16 protein-coding genes and 2 pseudogenes are annotated in these 19,355 nt (G+C 32.3%); 7 read left to right on the top strand and 11 right to left on the bottom strand.

What is annotated here, in order from left to right; genetic code table 11:
- Nucleotides 1-103: 103 nt before the first annotated feature.
- Entirely contained in the window at nucleotides 104-1,504 is a 1,401-nt protein-coding gene (locus CDO51_RS08920) for a sigma factor-like helix-turn-helix DNA-binding protein (protein WP_158212407.1), read from the top strand.
- Nucleotides 1,505-1,693: 189 nt separating this feature from the next.
- On the opposite strand, the gene prxU is transcribed toward CDO51_RS08920, so the two are convergent.
- Complete coding sequence (gene prxU / locus CDO51_RS14720) at nucleotides 1,694-2,296, bottom strand: thioredoxin-dependent peroxiredoxin (RefSeq protein ID WP_089023932.1); 603 nt, start codon at nucleotides 2,294-2,296, stop codon at nucleotides 1,694-1,696.
- A 493-nt stretch (nucleotides 2,297-2,789) separates the two neighbouring features.
- Here prxU and CDO51_RS08910 point away from each other — a divergent pair, with 493 nt between their 5' ends.
- The 3 genes and pseudogenes from CDO51_RS08910 to CDO51_RS15425 form a co-directional block, all read left to right on the top strand.
- Nucleotides 2,790-3,230, top strand: coding sequence for a hypothetical protein (locus tag CDO51_RS08910; RefSeq protein ID WP_089023931.1), 441 nt, complete (start codon nucleotides 2,790-2,792; stop codon nucleotides 3,228-3,230).
- A gap of 151 nt (nucleotides 3,231-3,381) precedes the next feature.
- Complete coding sequence (locus CDO51_RS08905) at nucleotides 3,382-4,599, top strand: copper amine oxidase N-terminal domain-containing protein (protein WP_089023930.1); 1,218 nt, start codon at nucleotides 3,382-3,384, stop codon at nucleotides 4,597-4,599.
- A 481-nt stretch (nucleotides 4,600-5,080) separates the two neighbouring features.
- A pseudogene (locus CDO51_RS15425) lies at nucleotides 5,081-5,424 on the top strand (group II intron reverse transcriptase/maturase); the annotation flags it as partial.
- A gap of 555 nt (nucleotides 5,425-5,979) precedes the next feature.
- Here the strand turns inward: CDO51_RS15425 and CDO51_RS08890 are convergent.
- On the bottom strand, nucleotides 5,980-7,707 hold the full coding sequence (locus CDO51_RS08890) for a flavocytochrome c (RefSeq protein WP_089023929.1): 1,728 nt from the start codon (nucleotides 7,705-7,707) through the stop codon (nucleotides 5,980-5,982).
- 287 nt (nucleotides 7,708-7,994) lie between these two features.
- Here CDO51_RS08890 and CDO51_RS08885 point away from each other — a divergent pair, with 287 nt between their 5' ends.
- Both CDO51_RS08885 and hisS read left to right on the top strand, forming a co-directional pair.
- Complete coding sequence (locus tag CDO51_RS08885; RefSeq protein WP_089023928.1) at nucleotides 7,995-8,513, top strand: signal peptidase I; 519 nt, start codon at nucleotides 7,995-7,997, stop codon at nucleotides 8,511-8,513.
- A gap of 164 nt (nucleotides 8,514-8,677) precedes the next feature.
- Nucleotides 8,678-9,922: a histidine--tRNA ligase gene (gene hisS / locus CDO51_RS08880; RefSeq protein WP_089023927.1), complete on the top strand. Its 1,245-nt coding sequence runs from the start codon at nucleotides 8,678-8,680 to the stop codon at nucleotides 9,920-9,922.
- A gap of 253 nt (nucleotides 9,923-10,175) precedes the next feature.
- Here hisS and CDO51_RS08875 read toward each other — a convergent pair whose 3' ends face one another.
- From CDO51_RS08875 to CDO51_RS08860, 4 genes are all read right to left on the bottom strand, one after another.
- The gene (locus CDO51_RS08875; RefSeq protein WP_089023926.1) at nucleotides 10,176-11,705 is read right to left on the bottom strand and encodes an AbgT family transporter; all 1,530 of its coding nucleotides are present in this window, start codon (nucleotides 11,703-11,705) and stop codon (nucleotides 10,176-10,178) included.
- 448 nt (nucleotides 11,706-12,153) lie between these two features.
- Nucleotides 12,154-13,044: a ribonuclease H1 domain-containing protein gene (locus CDO51_RS08870; protein WP_089023925.1), complete on the bottom strand. Its 891-nt coding sequence runs from the start codon at nucleotides 13,042-13,044 to the stop codon at nucleotides 12,154-12,156.
- 83 nt (nucleotides 13,045-13,127) lie between these two features.
- The gene (locus tag CDO51_RS08865) at nucleotides 13,128-13,520 is read right to left on the bottom strand and encodes a hypothetical protein (RefSeq protein WP_089023924.1); all 393 of its coding nucleotides are present in this window, start codon (nucleotides 13,518-13,520) and stop codon (nucleotides 13,128-13,130) included.
- Between the two features lie 15 nt (nucleotides 13,521-13,535).
- Nucleotides 13,536-14,306: a DnaJ domain-containing protein gene (locus tag CDO51_RS08860; RefSeq protein ID WP_089023923.1), complete on the bottom strand. Its 771-nt coding sequence runs from the start codon at nucleotides 14,304-14,306 to the stop codon at nucleotides 13,536-13,538.
- A 489-nt stretch (nucleotides 14,307-14,795) separates the two neighbouring features.
- On the opposite strand from CDO51_RS08860, the pseudogene CDO51_RS15420 reads away from it, so the two are divergent.
- Nucleotides 14,796-14,843 (top strand): annotated as a pseudogene (locus tag CDO51_RS15420) (hypothetical protein); the annotation flags it as partial.
- A gap of 599 nt (nucleotides 14,844-15,442) precedes the next feature.
- On the opposite strand, the gene CDO51_RS08855 reads toward CDO51_RS15420, so the two are convergent.
- The 5 genes from CDO51_RS08855 to CDO51_RS08835 all read right to left on the bottom strand — a co-directional run bounded on the left by CDO51_RS08855 (nucleotide 15,443) and on the right by CDO51_RS08835 (nucleotide 19,288).
- Nucleotides 15,443-15,862, bottom strand: coding sequence for a competence type IV pilus major pilin ComGC (locus CDO51_RS08855; protein ID WP_089023922.1), 420 nt, complete (start codon nucleotides 15,860-15,862; stop codon nucleotides 15,443-15,445).
- 709 nt (nucleotides 15,863-16,571) lie between these two features.
- Nucleotides 16,572-16,850, bottom strand: a complete 279-nt coding sequence (locus CDO51_RS14325; RefSeq protein ID WP_205842186.1) for a hypothetical protein — start codon at nucleotides 16,848-16,850, stop codon at nucleotides 16,572-16,574.
- A gap of 158 nt (nucleotides 16,851-17,008) precedes the next feature.
- A complete protein-coding gene (locus CDO51_RS08845) occupies nucleotides 17,009-17,734 on the bottom strand; it encodes an ABC transporter ATP-binding protein (RefSeq protein WP_240503535.1) in 726 nt (241 codons plus the stop codon).
- Nucleotides 17,727-18,431, bottom strand: coding sequence for an ABC transporter permease (locus CDO51_RS08840; protein ID WP_089023920.1), 705 nt, complete (start codon nucleotides 18,429-18,431; stop codon nucleotides 17,727-17,729). The genes CDO51_RS08845 and CDO51_RS08840 overlap by 8 nt, the downstream gene beginning before the upstream one ends.
- 23 nt (nucleotides 18,432-18,454) lie before the next feature.
- Entirely contained in the window at nucleotides 18,455-19,288 is an 834-nt protein-coding gene (locus CDO51_RS08835; protein WP_089023919.1) for an ABC transporter substrate-binding protein, read from the bottom strand.
- Nucleotides 19,289-19,355 lie beyond the last annotated feature (67 nt).

Raw genomic sequence — 19,355 nt, 5'->3', positions numbered from 1 at the left:
GAAAACTGCAAGTTGCAAAAAACTCAAAGCAAATAGCAAAAACTGATTATAACAGTCACTCCCACTTATTTATTTAATGAGATGGGAGTTTTTTATTAAATCAATGTGGGTGCTATTTGACGCTTACGATTCAAATCACATACATCTAAAAATAGGACAAGTCGATGAAAAAGTGTTTAAAGCCCAAGAACATTATAAAGGTACAACAAGATTGTCTAATGAAATAACAAATAGTGACAAAAAGTCTCTTTTAGAACTATTATCAGAAATATTAATCTATCATCCTTCTGGTCTTCACTTAAAAGAGATCAAAGAATATGTTTCTAAGTACTATCCCTATCGTGAATCTAGTATTTCTAGTGTTCTGTCTAAAAAAAGCTTTTTTGAAAAGGATCCACAAAGAAAAGGGTTCTGGCGTTTTAACCCAGATAAGTGGAATAGAAATCATTTAGAGCAAAATAATTTTGAAGAGGAGTATGAGTTAAAACCATTAAAACACTATTTTAATAATCTAAAAGAACATTCAATAGAAAATTCAACTAGAATTTTAAATAGTTATTTTAATGAATACTCAAAAGAAGAAATTTTAGATCTAACTTACAAAAGTTATTTTAAAACCACTTATGACCTAAGTAACACATATAGTTGTGATATTATTGATCCAGAAGATTATATTCAAGAGTCGTATTTTGCTTTAGAAAAAGCCTATGAAAATTTTGATCCTAATAGAGAAACAAGTTTTCATAATTATTTTCTTGTTTATTTGCGTCAATACTTTAGAAGATATCAAGATGCTTTTCATAATCTCATAAGGATACCTCATTATAGGATAGATGAACTAAAGAAAATAGAAAAGATATTAGATAAGGACCTACCCCTAGGTAAAGATCCTTATAACTATTTTATTGACGATAAAACATACAGGGATTATCTACTTTGGAAGTTAAACTATATTAGTTTTGATCAACTGTATGGATATAGTATTACATCTAGTCATGTAGAAGATGAACAGGATTTAAATTACTTAAATAGAATGCTAGATAATCTTTTTTATGATGGAACCTATTTAATAGGTTTAGATGAACAACAAACCAAAACATCTATAGTGCCTTTTATAAAAGATAGGGAATTTTATTATGATAATTTAACTAGAAATAAATATTATGAGACTTATGATAAGGCTTGTAATAGTGTAAATCCTGAACTTGAAGAAAATTTTGAGCTATCTTATGAAGGGTTATATGAACATGATGATTTTATCGAAGATATAGCGAATAAAGACCTAGTTAACAAATTATTTTCCTATTTAGAAAGTAAAGATGGAAATAGTAACTATAGCTCAAGTGATATATTAAAACTGCGTTACGGTTTTTATAATGATGAACCCCTGACACTTCAAGAGGTAGGAGATAAATTTGATATTACTAGAGAACGAGTTAGGCAGATAGAAGAACGCTCTTTTAATAGAGCTCTAGTATATTTTAGCATTAACCCAATAAACTAAAAGCTCTAGGCCTTTCGCCGCCAATTTTATTATAGGTTACCATGCTTAACTAAGAAAAGTTACCAAGACAATAAAATCTTAAATAAAGCTTAATTAATGGATGTCACTAAGAAAAGCCCTTAAAACATTTCAATAAGTTTTAAGGGCTTTTTTACAGTCTTAATAGTTTTGTTTTATATCAAAAACTAATTAATAATTATCTTCTACCTTCCATTCTTTCCATACCTTACCTGCTAGGTCTGTTCGGGGTTTTAAAGTCTTTTTACCAGGTTCCCAACCGGATGGGGTTACCTCTCCCGTTTTTTCTATATGTTGGTAAGCTTTTACTTGTCGAAGTAGCTCTGAAACATTTCGACCAACTTCTGGTGTCAAGATCTCCATTGCTCGAAGCTTACCTTCTGGGTTAATGAGAAAACGTCCTCGAACGTTCACACCACTTTCCTCACGGTACACGCCAAATAATCGACCTATTTCACCATTAGCGTCTGAGATCATGGGGAAAGGGATGCCACCTTCTACCATTTTAGAAAGCTCTACTTCGTGCCAAATTTTGTGGCTGAAGTTACTGTCCGTACTGACAGCTACAACTTCTACATCTAAGCTCTGCAGTTCATCATATTTAGCAGCAACTGCTGCTATTTCTGTTGGTCAGACAAATGTAAAATCTCCTGGATAAAAGCAAACAACCAACCATTTACCTTCATAATCTGATAGTTTTACTGTTTTTATTTCATCTTTTACAAGAGCTTTTCCTTCAAAATCAGGTACTTTCTTACCTACCATTATACTCATCTTACATTCCTCCTTGATATAGATATTATCTATACTATTCTAGATTTGTATAGTTGTTACCTTCATTTAAAAAGATTTATCTTAATCTATTATCATCTTTTACAGTATTAGGGATATACAATCAAATCATATGAAACGAAGAATGAAGATGGTGAAATAATCTATAGCTCAATTGAAGAATATGTTGGATGGGAGCAACCTGGAGATTATTCAGAATCTTCAGTTATCTGTTTTACTACTTCATTTGAAAGATTTTCATGATTACTGATGACATTTCTACTTGCTGTTCTCATAGCGTATTCTTAAGTCTTCGATAACATTTATTGATTCTTCATTATCCTCCATTTGACAAATATTCCTATTAGACAATTCGAACCCATTTTTTCTCATCTGGTCAAATAAACTTTCTCTAATATAGTAACTTTAGTGCCGTAGTATTAATAATTTGTATTTTATATACAAAGAATAATTTTTAAAGGAAAGGAGTAATTACATGATAAATGATATCTTTACTTTAGGTGCTTTAGCGGGAGTAATAGCTAATATACCTGTAAATCTATTTGATTTTTTCCTATATCATTTTGGGATAAATAAAATATATATCTGGCATATTTCAACATCAGTTTTTGTTGAAAAAAAGGATATAAAAACAGGAATAGGTTTATTTATTGGCTTTATTAATGATTATTCAGTAGCTGGAGTAAAGGGAGTTATCACAGCTTTTTTACTTCATTTTACAGGTAGTGAATTCTATCTATTAAAAGGGATCACAGTAGGCTTATTTTTTTGGCTCATTATTTTCGGATGTTTATTAAGATTGAAAATTGCACACCTAGACCCCGTCGAACCTATTACTAATCTTAGTCATTTAACATGGCATATACTTTTTGGAGCTTTAACATCTTGGCTAATAGTCTACTTAGGTGACATGTAAGGAGCCTTTTAACGGCCCTTTTTTTGTTTATTAACAAAAACTATGGATAACTGTGTGGATAATTCAGCTTGTTAGACGTCTAATTATAAAGTTTTTGAATAGTTATAGAATGGTGTGTTAGAAAAAGATTTTCTAGGTAAGGGGGGCTTTTATGAGAAAGGTTGTAATTTTACTATTAATTGTCTTTATTGTATTAGGCGGAGAGTCGAGTGGTCATGAAGAATTAGATACAAAAAAGGAATCAGTCTGGATAGAAGAGAAAAAATACATAAAAGAACCTGGTGAAATAATAGATAAATTACACAGACTAGGTATTGATCGAGTATATTTAAATGTAGCGGATCTACATGATAAGTATTTATTAAAAAATAATCCAGAGCTTTATAATAAGTTTATTAAATTAGCAAATAAAACTAATATAGAAGTTGAAGCTTGGGTTTTAAAAAGAAAAGAGAATAATTTAATACATGAAACAAAAAAGGTTCTAGACCTGAATAATCAGTTTGATGGTATCCATTTAGAGGTAGAACCACATATTTTAGAGAAAGTTTATGATAATGAAAAAGAGCTATTAAAGCAGTTGAGTTTTAACTTGAAAGAGGTTAGTAAAACTATAGAAGAACATGATACTAAACTTTCTTTAAATGTTAAGTTATTACCATGTTATTTAGAATATAATGTAGAAGATATTATTAATCTTGTAGATGAAGTATCACTTATGAATAAGAAAGAGTCTAGTAAAGAATTTATTAATAAAGGGAAAGAGTACTTACAGTTTTTTGATAACTATAATACTAAAGTAAATATAGGTACAGAGTTTCAACCTAATAAAAAAGGAACAGTTTATGATTTTGATAACTCACAATTAAAAAAGCGACTTATAAGAGCTGATAAAAAGTTTAGCGAATTTAATAACTATAGTGGTATGTCATATCATACTTTAGAATATTTTTATGATTGGGTAGATAAAAATAGTAATATTGAAACAGATAAAAAAAAGCTAATTTTATCCCCGAATACTAGTGAAGGGATATTAAATAATAGTACTATTGAAATAGATACACCACCTGTGATTAAAGATGGTAGAACTTATATTCCAGTACGAGGTGTATTTGACCAGTTTGGTGTAAATATTACTTGGAATAATGATAGTAAGAAAGTGATATTACTAGATGAAAATACTAAAGTTGAGTTAAAAATAGGCTCAGAACTTTCTATAGTTAATGATCAAAAAGTTACTATGGACTCATCACCTCAAATTTTAGATGGTAGAACACTGATTCCATTAAGGTTTGCTTTAGAAAATTTGGGTTTTCAAGTAGACTGGCATCCACAGAAAGAAATTATTAAAATTATAGAAACTAATTGAAAAAATCTATAAAATATAAAGGCTCCAAATTGGAGCCTTTTAATGTGTGTGCCCGGCATGGGTATAAGCTATAGGGTAAAAGTCCCGAACAGCGAAGGTAGTAGTAGCTGTAGCTCAAGACAAGGGTGGTGGAGGTGACTCTATCATCTGAAGGAAGTAAGCGGCAAATTTTCGCCCCGAGGGACACGAATCTCATACAAGGCTAGGCAACACTGGATTAGTCTGCACATCAAGACAAAGTCCTTACTACCTGGGGAGAATCTGCTGGAACGCCACAGATAAGAGGTAAGCATGGTCGAGAGGCTATGTTGAACAGCAGACGTCATAGTACTTGGTAGCTTAAGATATAAAGGAAGGACCAAACCAATTATGGAGAATCATTACCAGGCGTTCATCTGTCTCAAAGAAGCAGAAAACAAAGTTCCTACCTTGAGAAGAAAGTGGTGAATCCCACGGGGGACTTTTAAGTTAACATGTACAACTTTATAACATAGTTTTAGATGAATTAGACAAAGAACTTGAAAAACGAGGTCATAAATTCGTTCGTTATGCTGACGATTTTCACATTTATGTGAAATCAAAAGAGCAGGCGAAAGAATAATGCAGTCTATTACAACTTATATTGAGAAGAAACTGAAAACTAAAAGTAAACAACGGTGGATAGACCATGGAAGCGTAAACTACTAGGATTTAGCTTCACTCATCACAAAAAGAACCCTAAGATACGACTAGCTAGACAAATAATAAACCGTTTCAAAGCTAAAATTAAACAACTAACATCTCGCAAAGGACCGGATTAGTATGCAGAAAAGAATAGAGAAGCTAGAACCGCCGTATTCGGATCCGTATGTTCGGTGGTGTAAGAGGGACGGCGGTTAGTCACCGGCCCCTATCTTAATTAATTATGATTGATATAAATAGTTTGTTGTGTGTTACTTTCATTAAATCTTTCTGCACATTTATAAGCATCATAAATGTTCCAAATCCACACAATCGGAAATGTTATAAAACCAATTAGAATGAAGGCAAGAAAAGAATTAATAACCTGAGCTCCTATAATTAAAATTCCCTTTAAAATTTATAGATCTGTCCTAGTCCACCCCAGAAAGCGCTTAAAACAGCAGCTAACCCGGGGTTTTTTGTAGGTTGACTCAAAAATACCACTCCTTCTATTATAATATTTATAAGATAGTATTAGTTCCTTATATATATTCTTTGTTATGATTAAACTTCCTTTTAAGATATCAAGTTTTATAAAACTTTGCGATTATATATTAATTAATATGAATTTATGTAGGATTTTGTTATAAAATAAATTAAAGCCAGAAAAAATTTCTGGCTTTAATAATTTAGAATATCTGGTTAGAGATTAATCTACAACTATTCTAGTGCGTCCTCCACAGCTTCTAATATACCAGCACTGGTATCTGTTGCTCCACTTACTGTGTCAACATCTTCTGTAGAGTTTTGTTTAACAATCTCATATGGGATTTTTTCTAATGCTGGATCAGAAACTCTATCAGTTTCATTGTGTTCAATTACTTCCACTTGAGTAATCTCATCATCTGTAATATGTACTTCAACTTCTATGTTACCTCCATACCCCTGACCGACTCCAGTTAATACCTCATCACCTTCTTCCATACCTGCTACAGTTTGACCTGCTATTCTTCCAAATACCATTGTATCTGGTATTGCATTTCCTCCTAACCTATTGGTACCATGAATGTTACCTGTGACCTCTCCTGCAGCATATAACCCAGGTATAGGATCTCCTTCTTGTGAAATAATCTGAGTATCAGTGTTAATACTTACACCACCCATGGTATGGTGAACTGAAGGGTACCTAATAGATGCGTAAAAAGGTCCCTCTTCGATTTTATTGCTAAATACTTCTCTCTCAAACTCTTCATCTTCTCTAGCTTCTACAGCTTCATTAAAGTTTTCAATGGTTTCTACAAACTCTTCTTCGGGAACATCTATTTCTCTTGCTAGCTCTTCTAAAGTTTCTCCCTTTTTAACTGATCCGGCATCGATTAATTCATCTATAGACTCACCATATTCGTTCTCTTCTTCGATGATTTGGGAATCATTAATCAGATAGTAGTAACCACCTTCTTGTTCAAAAACTGCATCAGCTAAAACATCTCGTCTAGCATCTTCATGTACAAAGCGCCTACCTTGTTGATTTACGAATACAACATTTTCAATATTGATAGTTGTACTACCTTCGAGCCCACCATGTTCATTTGCAATAGGAAGAATCTGTATCTGGTCCATATTAGTTAGTTCAGCACCAATTTCTTCAGCCATAAGTATTCCTTCACCTGTTGCGCTTGGTTGATTAGAACTTGGGATATCTTCTTCTAATTCAGGATCGTACTCAGTTCTCATTTCTATATTTTTTGAAAAACCACCCGTAGCTAAGATGACACCGTCCTCTGCCATGTAGTGTATTTCATCCTCATCTTTTTCAGCAATAACACCAGTAACTTCATCGTCTTCCACAATAAGTTGTTTTGCCTTGGTCTCTAGTTCAATATCTACTCCCAATTCATTAGCTGTATCTTCTAAAACAGAAATATACCCAGTCCCTGACGGTGCTACAGGGTAATGGGTTCTTTCATGCATAGCACCAATTACTGAATCTATTTCATCTTCAAACTCTAAACCTAACTCTTCAAGCCAGTGTTTAGTATCTAATGAATTCTCTACTAAAGTCCTTACTAGTTCTTCATCACCTTGTTCGTCTCCGCCTTCGTAAGTTTGTTCAAAGTGAAAATCTACAGAGTCTTCAATACCCTGTTCTGCTTGCCTTTCTGGGTCAGCAGCATTATAAGCTCCAGCAGATATGATGGTGTTTCCACCAATGGCAGGCATTTTTTCGATAAGTACAACTTCTGCACCTTCTTCTGCTGCTGATACTGCTGCCGCCATACCAGCTCCTCCGCCACCAATTATTACAACATCACTGGTTTCTTCACTTACCTCTGTTCCATTTTCATCTGTTGGGGAAGTATCATTATCCTCTTCTTCGGGTTGACAACCCACAATAGCTAATAATGTTACTAAGCTTATTATTATGGATAAGAGACTAATTTTTTTCATTTTTAGACGCTCCTTTTTATAAAGTTTATTTTTAGTATTGGAATTATCTTTTAAAATTATAAGTCTTTAAATATTATACTTGTAACAAAATCGTTTTAAATTGTGGTTTAAATAAGTTATAGTAGAGTTAACAAGAATTTTCTGACGATTAAAATTAGTTTTGTAGTTTAAAGAAAAAAACATATAATTTAATTAAAAGCTTTAGTTCTCTATGAGAAACTAAAAAAGAAAGGTGGTGAAAGCCGTTACAGGAAGCGAACTTTTTAAATTTCTTGTAACGGCCTTTCATGTCTAAAAAGAGAAAAATTGAAACGGTTTTACTCGTTTTAGTTATCACCTTTGTCCTCTCAATGGTTGTGATAACTATTTATCGACAGGCACCTACACTTGCGGTTACTATTCGTTCATGGAGTATGGAGCCTAGTATGACAAGAGGAGATTTGGTAGCAGTTTTACCTGTTGATTGTGAAGACTTATCAAAAGGTGATAAAGTGATTTTTAGATCGCCAGAAGCAGGTATTTGTAATTGGACTCTTCATAGAATTGTATGTGATGAAAAAGAAGACGGTTTTGTAACACAAGGAGATGCAAATGAGGTAACAGATCAAGAATGTGGTATGTTTCCACCTATACAGTCTGATTGGGTTGGTGGAGTAGTTCCAACAATCAACGATAAACCAGTTAAAATTCCTTTATTAGGTTATATTCCGTTATTAATTGAAGAAAATATATACAATCCGGTATTTTTTAATTACTATCATATACCTTGTTCTTTTAGCGATGATTGTGAATCAAGACCTTTTTAGTTCCCACACTATTGACCACTATCTTTGTCGAATTTCCCAGGAAATATATCAATTTATTGTCTAATGAATGTGATTTTGTTGTTATATGTAGGAGAAAAATATTGACCCGCGCCAATATTTTCAAGTAAAATACTCATAAAATAGTAAAATTAGAGGTGATAGCTATGTCTAAACTTAAAGGAATAAAGGATTACTCTGAAAATGAATTAAGACATAAGATTAAAACTATAATTGAAAAGCATTATAGAAGGTATGGGTTTGAATCTGTAGAAACTTCAGTTTTAACTCCTATGGATGTCCTCACCTCAAAGTATGGTGGAGGAGCTGAAATATTAGAAGAAATCTATCGATTAACTGATAGAGGGGATAGAGACCTGGGCTTAAGGTTTGATTTGACTGTTCCACTTATGAAAGTGCTTAGAGAAAAAAGTGAAAGTATTCGAAAACCATTCAAACGTTATGAAATAGGGAAAGTTTTTAGAGATGGTCCTACAAAAAAGGGAAGGTTACGGGAATTCACTCAATGTGATGCTGACATTGTAGGATGTGATAAACTTTTAGCTGAAGTTGAGCTTATTAATATGGTGCTTGATATTTTTGAAGAAGTTGGGTTAAGTGTAAAAGTGAAAGTTAATAATAGAAAAATTCTTGAGGGTTACTTAACTTCTAAAGGAATAGAAGATGAAAAGATTGATGAAGTTATTTTAACAATTGATAAATTAGAAAAGTTAGAGTTTGATACTCTTGTAAAAGAACTAATTGATAAAGGATTATCTGAACAACTTGCAAAAGATACCCTTTCTGAATTAACAGATGCGTCCTATGATGATTTAAAGAGTATTGATAATCAAATAGTACAAGAAGGTTTGAGTGAATTAAGTGAAGTTACTGATTATATTAGAGCATTAGGTAGAGAAGATTATATTTTATTTACCCCAACTTTAGCTCGGGGACTAAACTTTTATGATGGGTTAGTCTATGAAGTATTTACTACAGAAGGAAATGTTACCTCAAGCATTGCAGCTGGTGGTAGATATAACAAAGGTGTAAGGGAAGTAACTAGTTCTGATAGCTCTGCAGTGGGAATTTCAATTGGATTAGATGTAGTATATGAGCTATTAAAAGATGAGACAACAACAAATAGAGATGGTGTGTTAGTCATACCTTTAGGAAAAGAATATGAAATTGATGCACTGAAAATAGCAACTACATATCGTAGTAAAGGTTATCTAGCAGAAGTAGAAAAGGTTGATAGAAGTATTGGTAAATCTTTTAAATATGCTGACCGTACAAATAAAAGATATGCCATTGTCATAGGAGAACAAGAAGTGAAAGAAAATAAGGTTACAGTAAAAGATCTTAAAACCGGTGAAGAACTTGTTGAACCTTTACCAAATAAAGAGCAGTAGGACACCCCATGATTGATATGTTCCCCTTGTGGTAGACAGTTTACTTACCATTAGGAGGAGCATATCTACTGTCTAGAGTAAAATGGCTCAGGTAACCGAAATAAACTATGGTTTTTAAAACAAGTTGTATCTAATAGATTACGGGTTAGTAGCATAAAAAAATGGCACCAACCACAATTAAATGATTGGTGCCAGATGTGTTTTTTCTATTGTATACTCGAGAGAGAGTATACAATAGAAAAAATAAGTTTTATTACATACTAAGAAAGATTGTATCTCCTGGACCAATAGGTAATCCTAACACAAACCAAATTGAAAGTAAAATGATCCAACCTAACTTAAAAGCAATAGCATACGGGATCATGGTAGCAATAATAGTCCCAATTCCAGCATGTTCATCATACTTTTTGGCAAAACCGATCACAACTGCAAAATAGGTCATTAAAGGAGCAACAATATTAGTAGCTGAATCACCAATTCTATAGGCTAGCTGTACAAATTCAGGGCTGTAATTAAGTTCCATTAACATAGGAACAAAAATTGGAGACATAATAGCCCATTTGGTGGCTGCCCCTCCCATGAAAAGGTTTATAAAACCAATTAGAATAACAAAGAGTATAATTAATGGTAATCCTGTTAGACCAATACTTTCTAAAAATTCAGCTCCATTAACAGCTAAAATTGTTCCCATATTTGACCATTCAAAGTAAGCAATAAATTGACTGATAACAAAGAATAGAGCAATGAGACCGGCCATGTCTTTCATACCTTTGCTAAGACTATTGGCTATATCATTACTACTCTTTATGTGTCCGACTTTAAAGCCATAAGCTAAGGCAGGTATAAAGAATAAAACAGCTATAATAGGAACAATTCCATTCATAAATGGTGTTCCTGCACCAATGAGTTCTCCATCAGCCCGTAGAAGGCCATTAGATGGTACAGTCAACAATAAAAGAACCGCTATAGCTATAAGAAGCCAGGTTAAAGCAGATTTTAATCCCTTGTTTTCTTCAGGAGTTGTTTGTTTCATTTCACCTTCAAACTTACCTTCATAAGTACCTAATCGAGGGGTAACTATTTTTTCTGTCACCCATGTTCCAAGTAAAACAATAAGTACGGTAGAGACAGCCATAAAGTAATAATTAGCAGTAGGAGCTATAGTATAGCTAGGATCTAAAATTTGGGCTCCTTCTGCAGTCATACCTGCTAGTAAAGGGTCTACTGACGTTACGAGCAGGTTAGCACTAAACCCTCCGGAAACTCCGGCAAATGCTGCAGCTAGTCCAGCTAAGGGGTGTCTACCTTTAGCAGCAAAAATCATTGCACCCAATGGGACCACAACTACATAACCAGCATCAGCAGCTAGGTTAGACATAATACCTGCAAAAACAATAACTGAAGTTAGGTAGCGCTCGGAAGCTCCTAGAACTAACTTTTTTAAAGCAGAATTAATTAAACCAGTTTCATCAGCAACACCTACACCTAACATAGCAACTATCACGACACCTAGGGCAGCAAAGCTGGTAAAGTTGTCTACAGCTTCACTGACGATACTTTGAAAACCTTCTCGAGAAAGAAGATTTTCCACTTCCACTAATTCTCCGGTAGCAGGATGTTCAACTGCTACATCAAGAAGACTAACAAAAAAGGATGTGAAAATTACTCCAATGGAAAGAATGAAAAAGAGCACAATAGGATGTGGTAGTCTATTACCTACCTGTTCAATGACATTAAGCATGTGATGAGTCAAACCACCTTGTTTAGAAGTAGACTTAGACATTTAATCTTGCCCTCCCTGTAAAAAAATTTGTGAAAATTGTTTGATAATGGTATACAAATGCCATTTAAAAATTCTATCACGAATTTAAAAATCCTCCCTTTTCTCTTATATTGGTAATTTTGAAAATTATAATAAAATTTTGTCAAAGTTTGTTATATTAAAGGGATACAGTGGGAAAAATAGTATCGATTTACAGGAAAATTTGTTGAAACGAAGGGGCTTTTTAGAAGGCCAGCCACTATTTATAACAGCCCTTTGAATAAGGAGAGGGCTGTTAAATGATTATAATGTATAAAAAACTCAAAGAAAAAGTTTTTTATAAACACAATTTTAATGAAGTCTATGACCAATAAAAAAAGTAGGAGCAAAGCTCCTACTTAAATATCTTTCATTAACTTAGATTACAGATATCTTTAGAATTAGGGCTCTTTTGGCTACTCACCCTTATCTAGTCAAAACTGTAACTAAACTCATGGTTAGATCCCTTTTGATCTTTTATCACCCAATGAATAGTTTTAGTATTTATATTAACTTTAATCTCATCAATATCTTTAATTTTATTACCATAACTTTTCCATACTTCTTTTGTAAACTTTGAAACCTTTTGTTCTGTAAGACTATAACCGTTAATATTAAAATTAATACTGGTTTTTTTATTACTTTCAGTTTCTGTCATTACTTTATCAAAGATAATAGAAATTTTATCTTGTTTTTTTGAGTTATTATCTCCTAAATAGTTAGTGATAGCTTGTTTAGCTAATTCATCTGCTTTATCATTATAATAGTCACCTGAATGAGCAGCTACTTTTTTGAAATCAATATTTATTAACGGTAGATATTTTTGTATGAACTTTGCATAATCTTTAGTACCTTCCTTGTTAGTCTTCCAGAAACCTTTTGCCCATTTTTCTATTCCTTCATAATCATAGTATAGTGTGATACCTTCATAATTATGTTCATACGCCCATTCAATGGCTTTTATTGCTCCAAGAAGTTCTCCTGCTACATTTCTCATCTTAGCTAAGTCAGTGTCCTTTCCTGTTCCATTAAACTCTGTAATAACAGTATTGTTTTTTAAGATAACACATCCATAGGAGTAGAGCTTTGATTTTTTACAGTAGCTTCCATCTATATAAGCTAGTACAGAGTTAGATGTTTTTAAGTTACTTTGCTTTTTGGACTCTTCACCTAGATAAGCTTTTGCTTCATCTAGTGAAGAAAACTTTTTATATTCTGCATTACTATAACCATCTATCTGTTTTTTACATTCATCCCATGAGTAGTATATACCAGTCTTACGTCCTTGTCTTACTGCATAGTAAGATTTTTTTCTTGCCAAATTAATCCCTCCAGATAACAACCCATCTATAATATTATAGATTATATTCTATAAATAATCATATTTACCTTCTATTAAATATATTAGGTCTTTTTAGATAATTTAGTGGTACATTTAGGACAGGTAATAATGATATTACCTTTTCCTTTTGGAACACGTAGGTCTTGTTTGCAATTTGGACAGTTATAATAGCGATAGTATCTAGAATTTTTTAAGCGGTTCTTTTTATTAGAGAATTTTTTTCTTATAGGACTCCAAAATTCAAGAAATTTTCTATTTTCCTGAGAACGCTTTGTTATATCTTTAGATAATATTCGATAAAACAAAATAACTATTGTTACAATATAAAGAGCTTCTAACACCGGGTTTTGTATTATTGGTGCTAATACAGAAAAAAACAATGCTAGAACAATTAGAGCTATAGATAGTTGGTCTAGACCATATCTACCTATCATAAAATTCTTTAGCCATTTCATTACAAAACTCCTTCTTTATTCAATGTTTCTATATCTTTCTATATTAGTATCATTTAAAAACTCATAAGCATCATTTATTTTCTTAAATAAGTTTGAAGCATCAGGAGAATCATTTACATCTGGGTGATATTTTTTTGCTTTTTTTCGAAATGCTTTTCTTATTTCATCTTTATTTGCATTATAGCTAATATCTAAAATGTCACAGCTTTCTTCATATTTCTTTTTAAAATCAATATTTGGGTTTGTATAAGTTTGATAGTTACTTTGACCATACCAATTATATTGTCTATCTCCTGAATATTGTTGCCATCTTTTAAACTTTTCTTCCCATTCTTTTTGTTGTTGATACTGTCTCTCTCTTCGTTCCTTTTCCTTTTTAGCATATTCTTTTCTTTTATACTCTTCTCCATATTCTATAAATGAATTAAACCGTCTGTTCTTATCATTTATCAAGTGATTAGAGAGGTCAAATAAATATTCTGTAACCATATATTTAAAATATTTTATATATGCTAACAGAATTGTACCTAATAGGGGATAGATAATAATAAATATTATAAAAAGTAATAAGTTTGGTTCTGTTAACAGAGTAAATGTAAGGGGACCTAACATTATAAGTACTAGAAAACATCCCCCAACCATTAAAAAACCAAAAAATAAACTCATAGCACTTTTTACTAATGAAACAGTGATTTCTATGAAACTTATTAATGCATCAAATAATTTAGAGATGATTTGGGTGGTGCCATATACAATTTTACCAATTGTCTTTTTTATTAGTTTCATTTATTGACTCCTAGCATAAGATTAATAAAATTACAAAGATATTGTATCACTTATAGAACCTAGGAGACAATTAATTTAATCTATAAAAGGGAGTTGATGCAAAAATTGCACTAGAAATAGCAGAAGAAAATATTAGAACTTTAGGCGTGACTAGCCATAAATGGGATGGTGAATCTTATAGTAGAAATGGTAGATGGCGGGAAGGCGTATTGTTGTGCAGTAACTTTCTCAATAAAAAAATTCATTGGTGTAAAAAGAGCTTGAAACTGTTATAAAAAAAGATCTTAAGCAGATTTTAACAAAATAAACAGGTATTTTCATATAAAACTTTGTAGATGAAGGAGGATGATGAATTACCGTTCTGATTGATTTTTATACAGGAATACAGCGAAAAGAGGAAGGTGTAAATAAAACAAAAAAGAAAACAACTTTTGAACTTGATAGTGAGCTTCACACTCAATTAAAAATCTATGCTGCTCACTAAAATAAAACAAGAAAATGGTTGATGTAATAGAAGAAGCATTAAAAGAAACATGAAAGAGTAATTATTTAAAACTGTATTTCTGCATAGAAATTGTATACGATTTCTATGCAACTGAATTGAGACATAGATAAAACTAAATGATTAAAGACCCCTTTCATTTGGTTGTATGACCATCTTTATCTAGTTACGTAGGGATTATTCCCTCCTTAAAGAGAAAAGCTAATATGTAGCAAAATGAAAGCCTGAAAAGCTAAATATATAATTACATCTAAAACGGGACACTCGAATTGTTCCGTCTTTATTTGTGTTGATTGGAATATCTGAGACTGTATTATGTATTTATAGACATATTCACAGTATCATACTAATACTGTGACAAATTTTTGTTTAAACATATATTGCAACAATTATTTATATCAATCTGTGATCATGAGTATTATATTTTCTAGTCATAAAAATCCTTTGGTAAAGGAGTTAAACCTTTTATAAAGTAACTTTTGCGTGCATAAAACATTTTCGAGTACTGTTATAAAGAAATTTTTAAAAAAGGTTATATGAAAACTGTTTAAAGTCACAATTAAAAAACCGCACTTCTTATGGGAGTGCGGTTTTTTAACTAAGAAATTATTAGTTAGTCGTAAGGTAACTAGCCTTAGTCTCCTGGTCCACTTATTTTGTACGCATCACCACTCGCGGGTCCTTCACCATCACCTTCATGTTCTACATCAAGGTCACCTGGCTTGTCAGCATCATTTATATCTATATTAATACCAGTAACACTATCATCCCAAGGGCATTCTATTTCGTCTACGTCGATATACTCTTTAAGTGCACTTTCATCCAGCTCATCTAAACTACCTTCTTCTGCATAATAAGCTGATATGGCAGATTTTATAGTTCTTATGTTGGCATCGTTTGCATTTTCTCTTGCAGTTTCAGTCTGCCCTCCCATTACCGGTACTATAATTGCAACAAGGACGCCAATAATTGCAACGACGATCAAAAGCTCTACTAGTGTAAAACCACTTTCATCTCTCTTTGCTTTCTCGATCATATAAATCAACTTTTTCATAAATTTCCCCCCCCTCAATAAATTAATTATTTCTTCACTCTAGTTATGATTAACTGAACAATTTTCTAGACACTTTTTTAAAAATTTTTTAGAAAAATTTTATATATGTTAAAAACCTACACTTTTTTGAGATACAAAAAATAGCTAGAAACATAACTTAAAAAAAAGAGTTTTCGGTTAAAAAAGTAATTAATCTGTGACAGGCAGTGATACAAACTTTTTAACACATTAATTGGAGGTGGGGTTATGATTTATGATTATGTTAGAGTGAGCTCGAAAGAGCAGAATATAGAGCGGCAGATTTAAGCACTCTAAGAATATGAGAAAGAACAAGGAATTAAAATTGATGCGATCTATACTGACAAATTTCACGGGTTTTTAGCAAGAGCCCTTGCTAAAAACCCGGGGATGCTTTTATTATCTTGTCGATTATGGATATTAAAAAAAGGACTATCAGAACAAAAGATTGGGCTTAAATACTGGGACAATTAAGCATTTATTTTGGAGGACGAATATAAGAAAATTTTACCGGGTAGTTTATACTAGGGTTCTTCATTCACTAGTCACCATATAACAACAAAAATAAAAATCGAAGGAGATAATCCTTTATCTTAAGGAAACTCCCTCGATTTCTTAAAGTAAGTATTCTTATAGGTCATATTGGAATGTTTACACCAATTAATTGACAGACTCTATATAAATGTTTCTCTTATTCTTCGTCTTCTTCGTCTTCTTCTTCTTCATCTTCATCTTCTTCTACTTCGTCTTCCTCTTCCTCTTCCTCTTCATCTTCATCATCTTCTTCTACTTCATCTTCATCTTTGTCGCCTTCTTTTTTCTCGTCCTCTAGCTCATTCTCTTCCATTTCGTTCTCTTCTACATCTTCGTCAACCGGCTCCTCGCCATCACATCCTGCTCCGATAAACGCTACAGAGATTGTCAGTAGGAAGACTGCAAATACTGATAAGATTTTTTTGTTGGTTAACAACAATACCCCTCCTTCAAAATTATGTTAGTTTAGCTAAGCGAAACTATTATAACAACTATATAAGATGTAATTGTAAACAAAATGCAAACATTTTGTAAACATTTTGTAAACAATCTATCAGGATACTAGTTGGCCACACTATACTTTTGATACACCCACTAATATATAAGTTCACCAGAAAGAAATTGTTTTGTAATACTATGACTTGGATTAATAAAGAAATCTTTTTTATCATTTACTTCAATTAACTTTCCTTTATAAAGCAAACTAACTTTTGTTGCAAGTCTTTTAGCTTGAAATACATTGTGAGTTACAATTACGATTGTAGCATTTAATTTAGTTCTATAATCTTCAATCATATCTTCAATAATTTTTACATTAGCCGGGTCTAAGTTTGAGGTAGGCTCATCAAGAAGTATTACTTCTGGTTTAAATACTAATGCCCTAGCTAATGCTACTCTTTGTGCCTCCCCACCCGACAGTTTATCAGCTCTTTTGTGTTTTAATTGTGTTAGTCCTAGTTTTTCAATTATTTCATCTACTTCGTGATCGTAACTTTGATTTCTTATTTTAAGAGGGTAGATAATGTTTTGATATACTGAACTTGTCATTAAGTAGGGTCGTTGAAATACTGTCGTCACTTTTCTTCGAATATCTAAATCAGGTAATTTATTCTTAGTATAGGTCTTATCTAAAAAATTAATTTTTCCAGTATCAGTATGTTCTATAAAATTTAATATACGAAGTAATGTACTTTTTCCTGCACCGCTTGGACCAACTAAACCTAAGATTTCACCTCTGCGAATTGTAAGGTTATCAATATCAAGAACAGTCTTATCATTATACGATTTTGAGATATGTTTAAGGTTATATACATTAGTCACTACCAATCAACTTCCTTTTTTGAAAATGAAGCATAATAAAGTTTACTATAAAAGTTATAGTTAAAAGAATTAAACCAAAACTTATAGCAAGTCCAAAATTACCTTGTCTAGTTTCTAATACAATAGCGGTTGTAAGTACCCTTGTACTACCTGCTATATTACCTCCTACCATCATGACTGCACCAACTTCTGATATAATAGCACCAAATCCTGCAATAACTGAAACTAAGACACCTAATCTAGCTTCTTTTATTATTGCCCATATTATTTGTCGATTAGTTGCACCTAATGCTCGTAATTGTAGTAATAGACTTTTATCAACACCCATTACAGCAGTCATTGTAAACCCTGCTACTAAAGGAAATGATATAAAAGACTGGGCAACAATCATAGCTTTGGTTGTGTATAACCATTCAAGTGATCCTAAAGGTCCAACATTTGAAAATAAAATAAAAACAAATAAACCTATAACTACAGGAGGAAAGCCCATTCCTGTGTATAACAATGCAACAACTAAATGTTTACCTGGAAAACTAGTTAAGCCAAGAAAAGCACCTAACGGTATTCCTATCAAAGAAGCAATTATTAGAGCAATACCTGATACCATCATTGAAACTGAAATTATATCCATAACATAAGGATCCAAATTAACCAACAATTTTATAGCTTCAAAAAAACCAGATATAATATTATCCATGTATCTATCCTCCGTTGTAAATATTAGTTAGCATCAGGGAAAAATAGTGGTTCACCATATTCATCTACCCGAAACTCTGATATTTTTTTTTGGGTATCATCTCTAGTAAAAAACTCTACTAGTTCTTTAGAAGCGTCATACTTAACATTTTCATGAGTATCAGGATCTACTGGGATAATTCCATAGGGGTTAGTAAGTAAGTCGTCCCCTTCAAAAACAATATCTAGATTTTTTAGCTTATCTTTCATAGAAAGAAAAGTTCCTCTATCTGATAAGCTATAAGCGTTCATTTCATTTGCTGCAATTAAAGTATCACCCATACCTTGTCCAAGAGAGTTATACCACTCCTTTGCTTCAACATCTAACTGAAACTTTTCCCAAAGTGCACTTTCTTTTACGTGTGTTCCTGATTTATCACCTCTTGAAGCAAAAGATGTTTCGTTTTTTTCACCTGTTTCATAAATTTCTGTTATTGTTTTTTCAAGGTTATTAGCTTCTAAAACAGCTGCAGGATCTTTAGAAGGTCCTAAGACAACAAAATCATTATACATTACAGGATAACGCTTTGTCCCGTAACCATCTTCAACAAATTCTTTTTCTAAACCTTTTGCGTGAACGAGTAATATATCAGCATCACCACTTCTACCAATTTCTAAAGCCTGACCAGTTCCAACTGCAATTACATCTACTCGATAGCCTGTTTCATCTTCAAAAATAGGTAATAACTCATCTAATAATCCAGAGTCTTCTGTACTGGTAGTAGTTGCTAGTGTTAAAACCTCTGATTCACTTTCACATCCTAATAAAGGTAAAATTAGGGTTAACCCTAGAAGAACTAATAGTGATTTCTTTAACATAATACTTCTCTCCCTTCTAATTTAAGAACTCGATATGTCTATACTAACATATCGTCAATTTAATTTC

Origin of the sequence: Natranaerobius trueperi, from assembly GCF_002216005.1 — a bacterium.
Lineage (GTDB): Bacteria > Bacillota > Natranaerobiia > Natranaerobiales > Natranaerobiaceae > Natranaerobius_A > Natranaerobius_A trueperi.
This window is presented reverse-complemented; position numbering and strand designations above follow the sequence as displayed.

Excerpts from the sequence above, each read along its gene's own strand:
- CDO51_RS08905 (WP_089023930.1), top strand. The coding sequence starts at position 3,382 with ATGAGAAAGGTTGTAATTTTACTATTAATTGTCTTTATTGTATTAGGC.
- CDO51_RS08855 (WP_089023922.1), bottom strand. The coding sequence starts at position 15,862 with ATGAAAAAGTTGATTTATATGATCGAGAAAGCAAAGAGAGATGAAAGT.
- CDO51_RS08910 (WP_089023931.1), top strand. The coding sequence starts at position 2,790 with ATGATAAATGATATCTTTACTTTAGGTGCTTTAGCGGGAGTAATAGCT.
- CDO51_RS08885 (WP_089023928.1), top strand. The coding sequence starts at position 7,995 with ATGTCTAAAAAGAGAAAAATTGAAACGGTTTTACTCGTTTTAGTTATC.
- CDO51_RS08920 (WP_158212407.1), top strand. The coding sequence starts at position 104 with ATGTGGGTGCTATTTGACGCTTACGATTCAAATCACATACATCTAAAA.
- CDO51_RS08890 (WP_089023929.1), bottom strand. The coding sequence starts at position 7,707 with ATGAAAAAAATTAGTCTCTTATCCATAATAATAAGCTTAGTAACATTA.
- CDO51_RS08840 (WP_089023920.1), bottom strand. The coding sequence starts at position 18,431 with ATGGATAATATTATATCTGGTTTTTTTGAAGCTATAAAATTGTTGGTT.
- CDO51_RS08835 (WP_089023919.1), bottom strand. The coding sequence starts at position 19,288 with ATGTTAAAGAAATCACTATTAGTTCTTCTAGGGTTAACCCTAATTTTA.
- CDO51_RS08860 (WP_089023923.1), bottom strand. The coding sequence starts at position 14,306 with ATGAAACTAATAAAAAAGACAATTGGTAAAATTGTATATGGCACCACC.
- CDO51_RS08875 (WP_089023926.1), bottom strand. The coding sequence starts at position 11,705 with ATGTCTAAGTCTACTTCTAAACAAGGTGGTTTGACTCATCACATGCTT.
- CDO51_RS08865 (WP_089023924.1), bottom strand. The coding sequence starts at position 13,520 with ATGAAATGGCTAAAGAATTTTATGATAGGTAGATATGGTCTAGACCAA.
- hisS (WP_089023927.1), top strand. The coding sequence starts at position 8,678 with ATGTCTAAACTTAAAGGAATAAAGGATTACTCTGAAAATGAATTAAGA.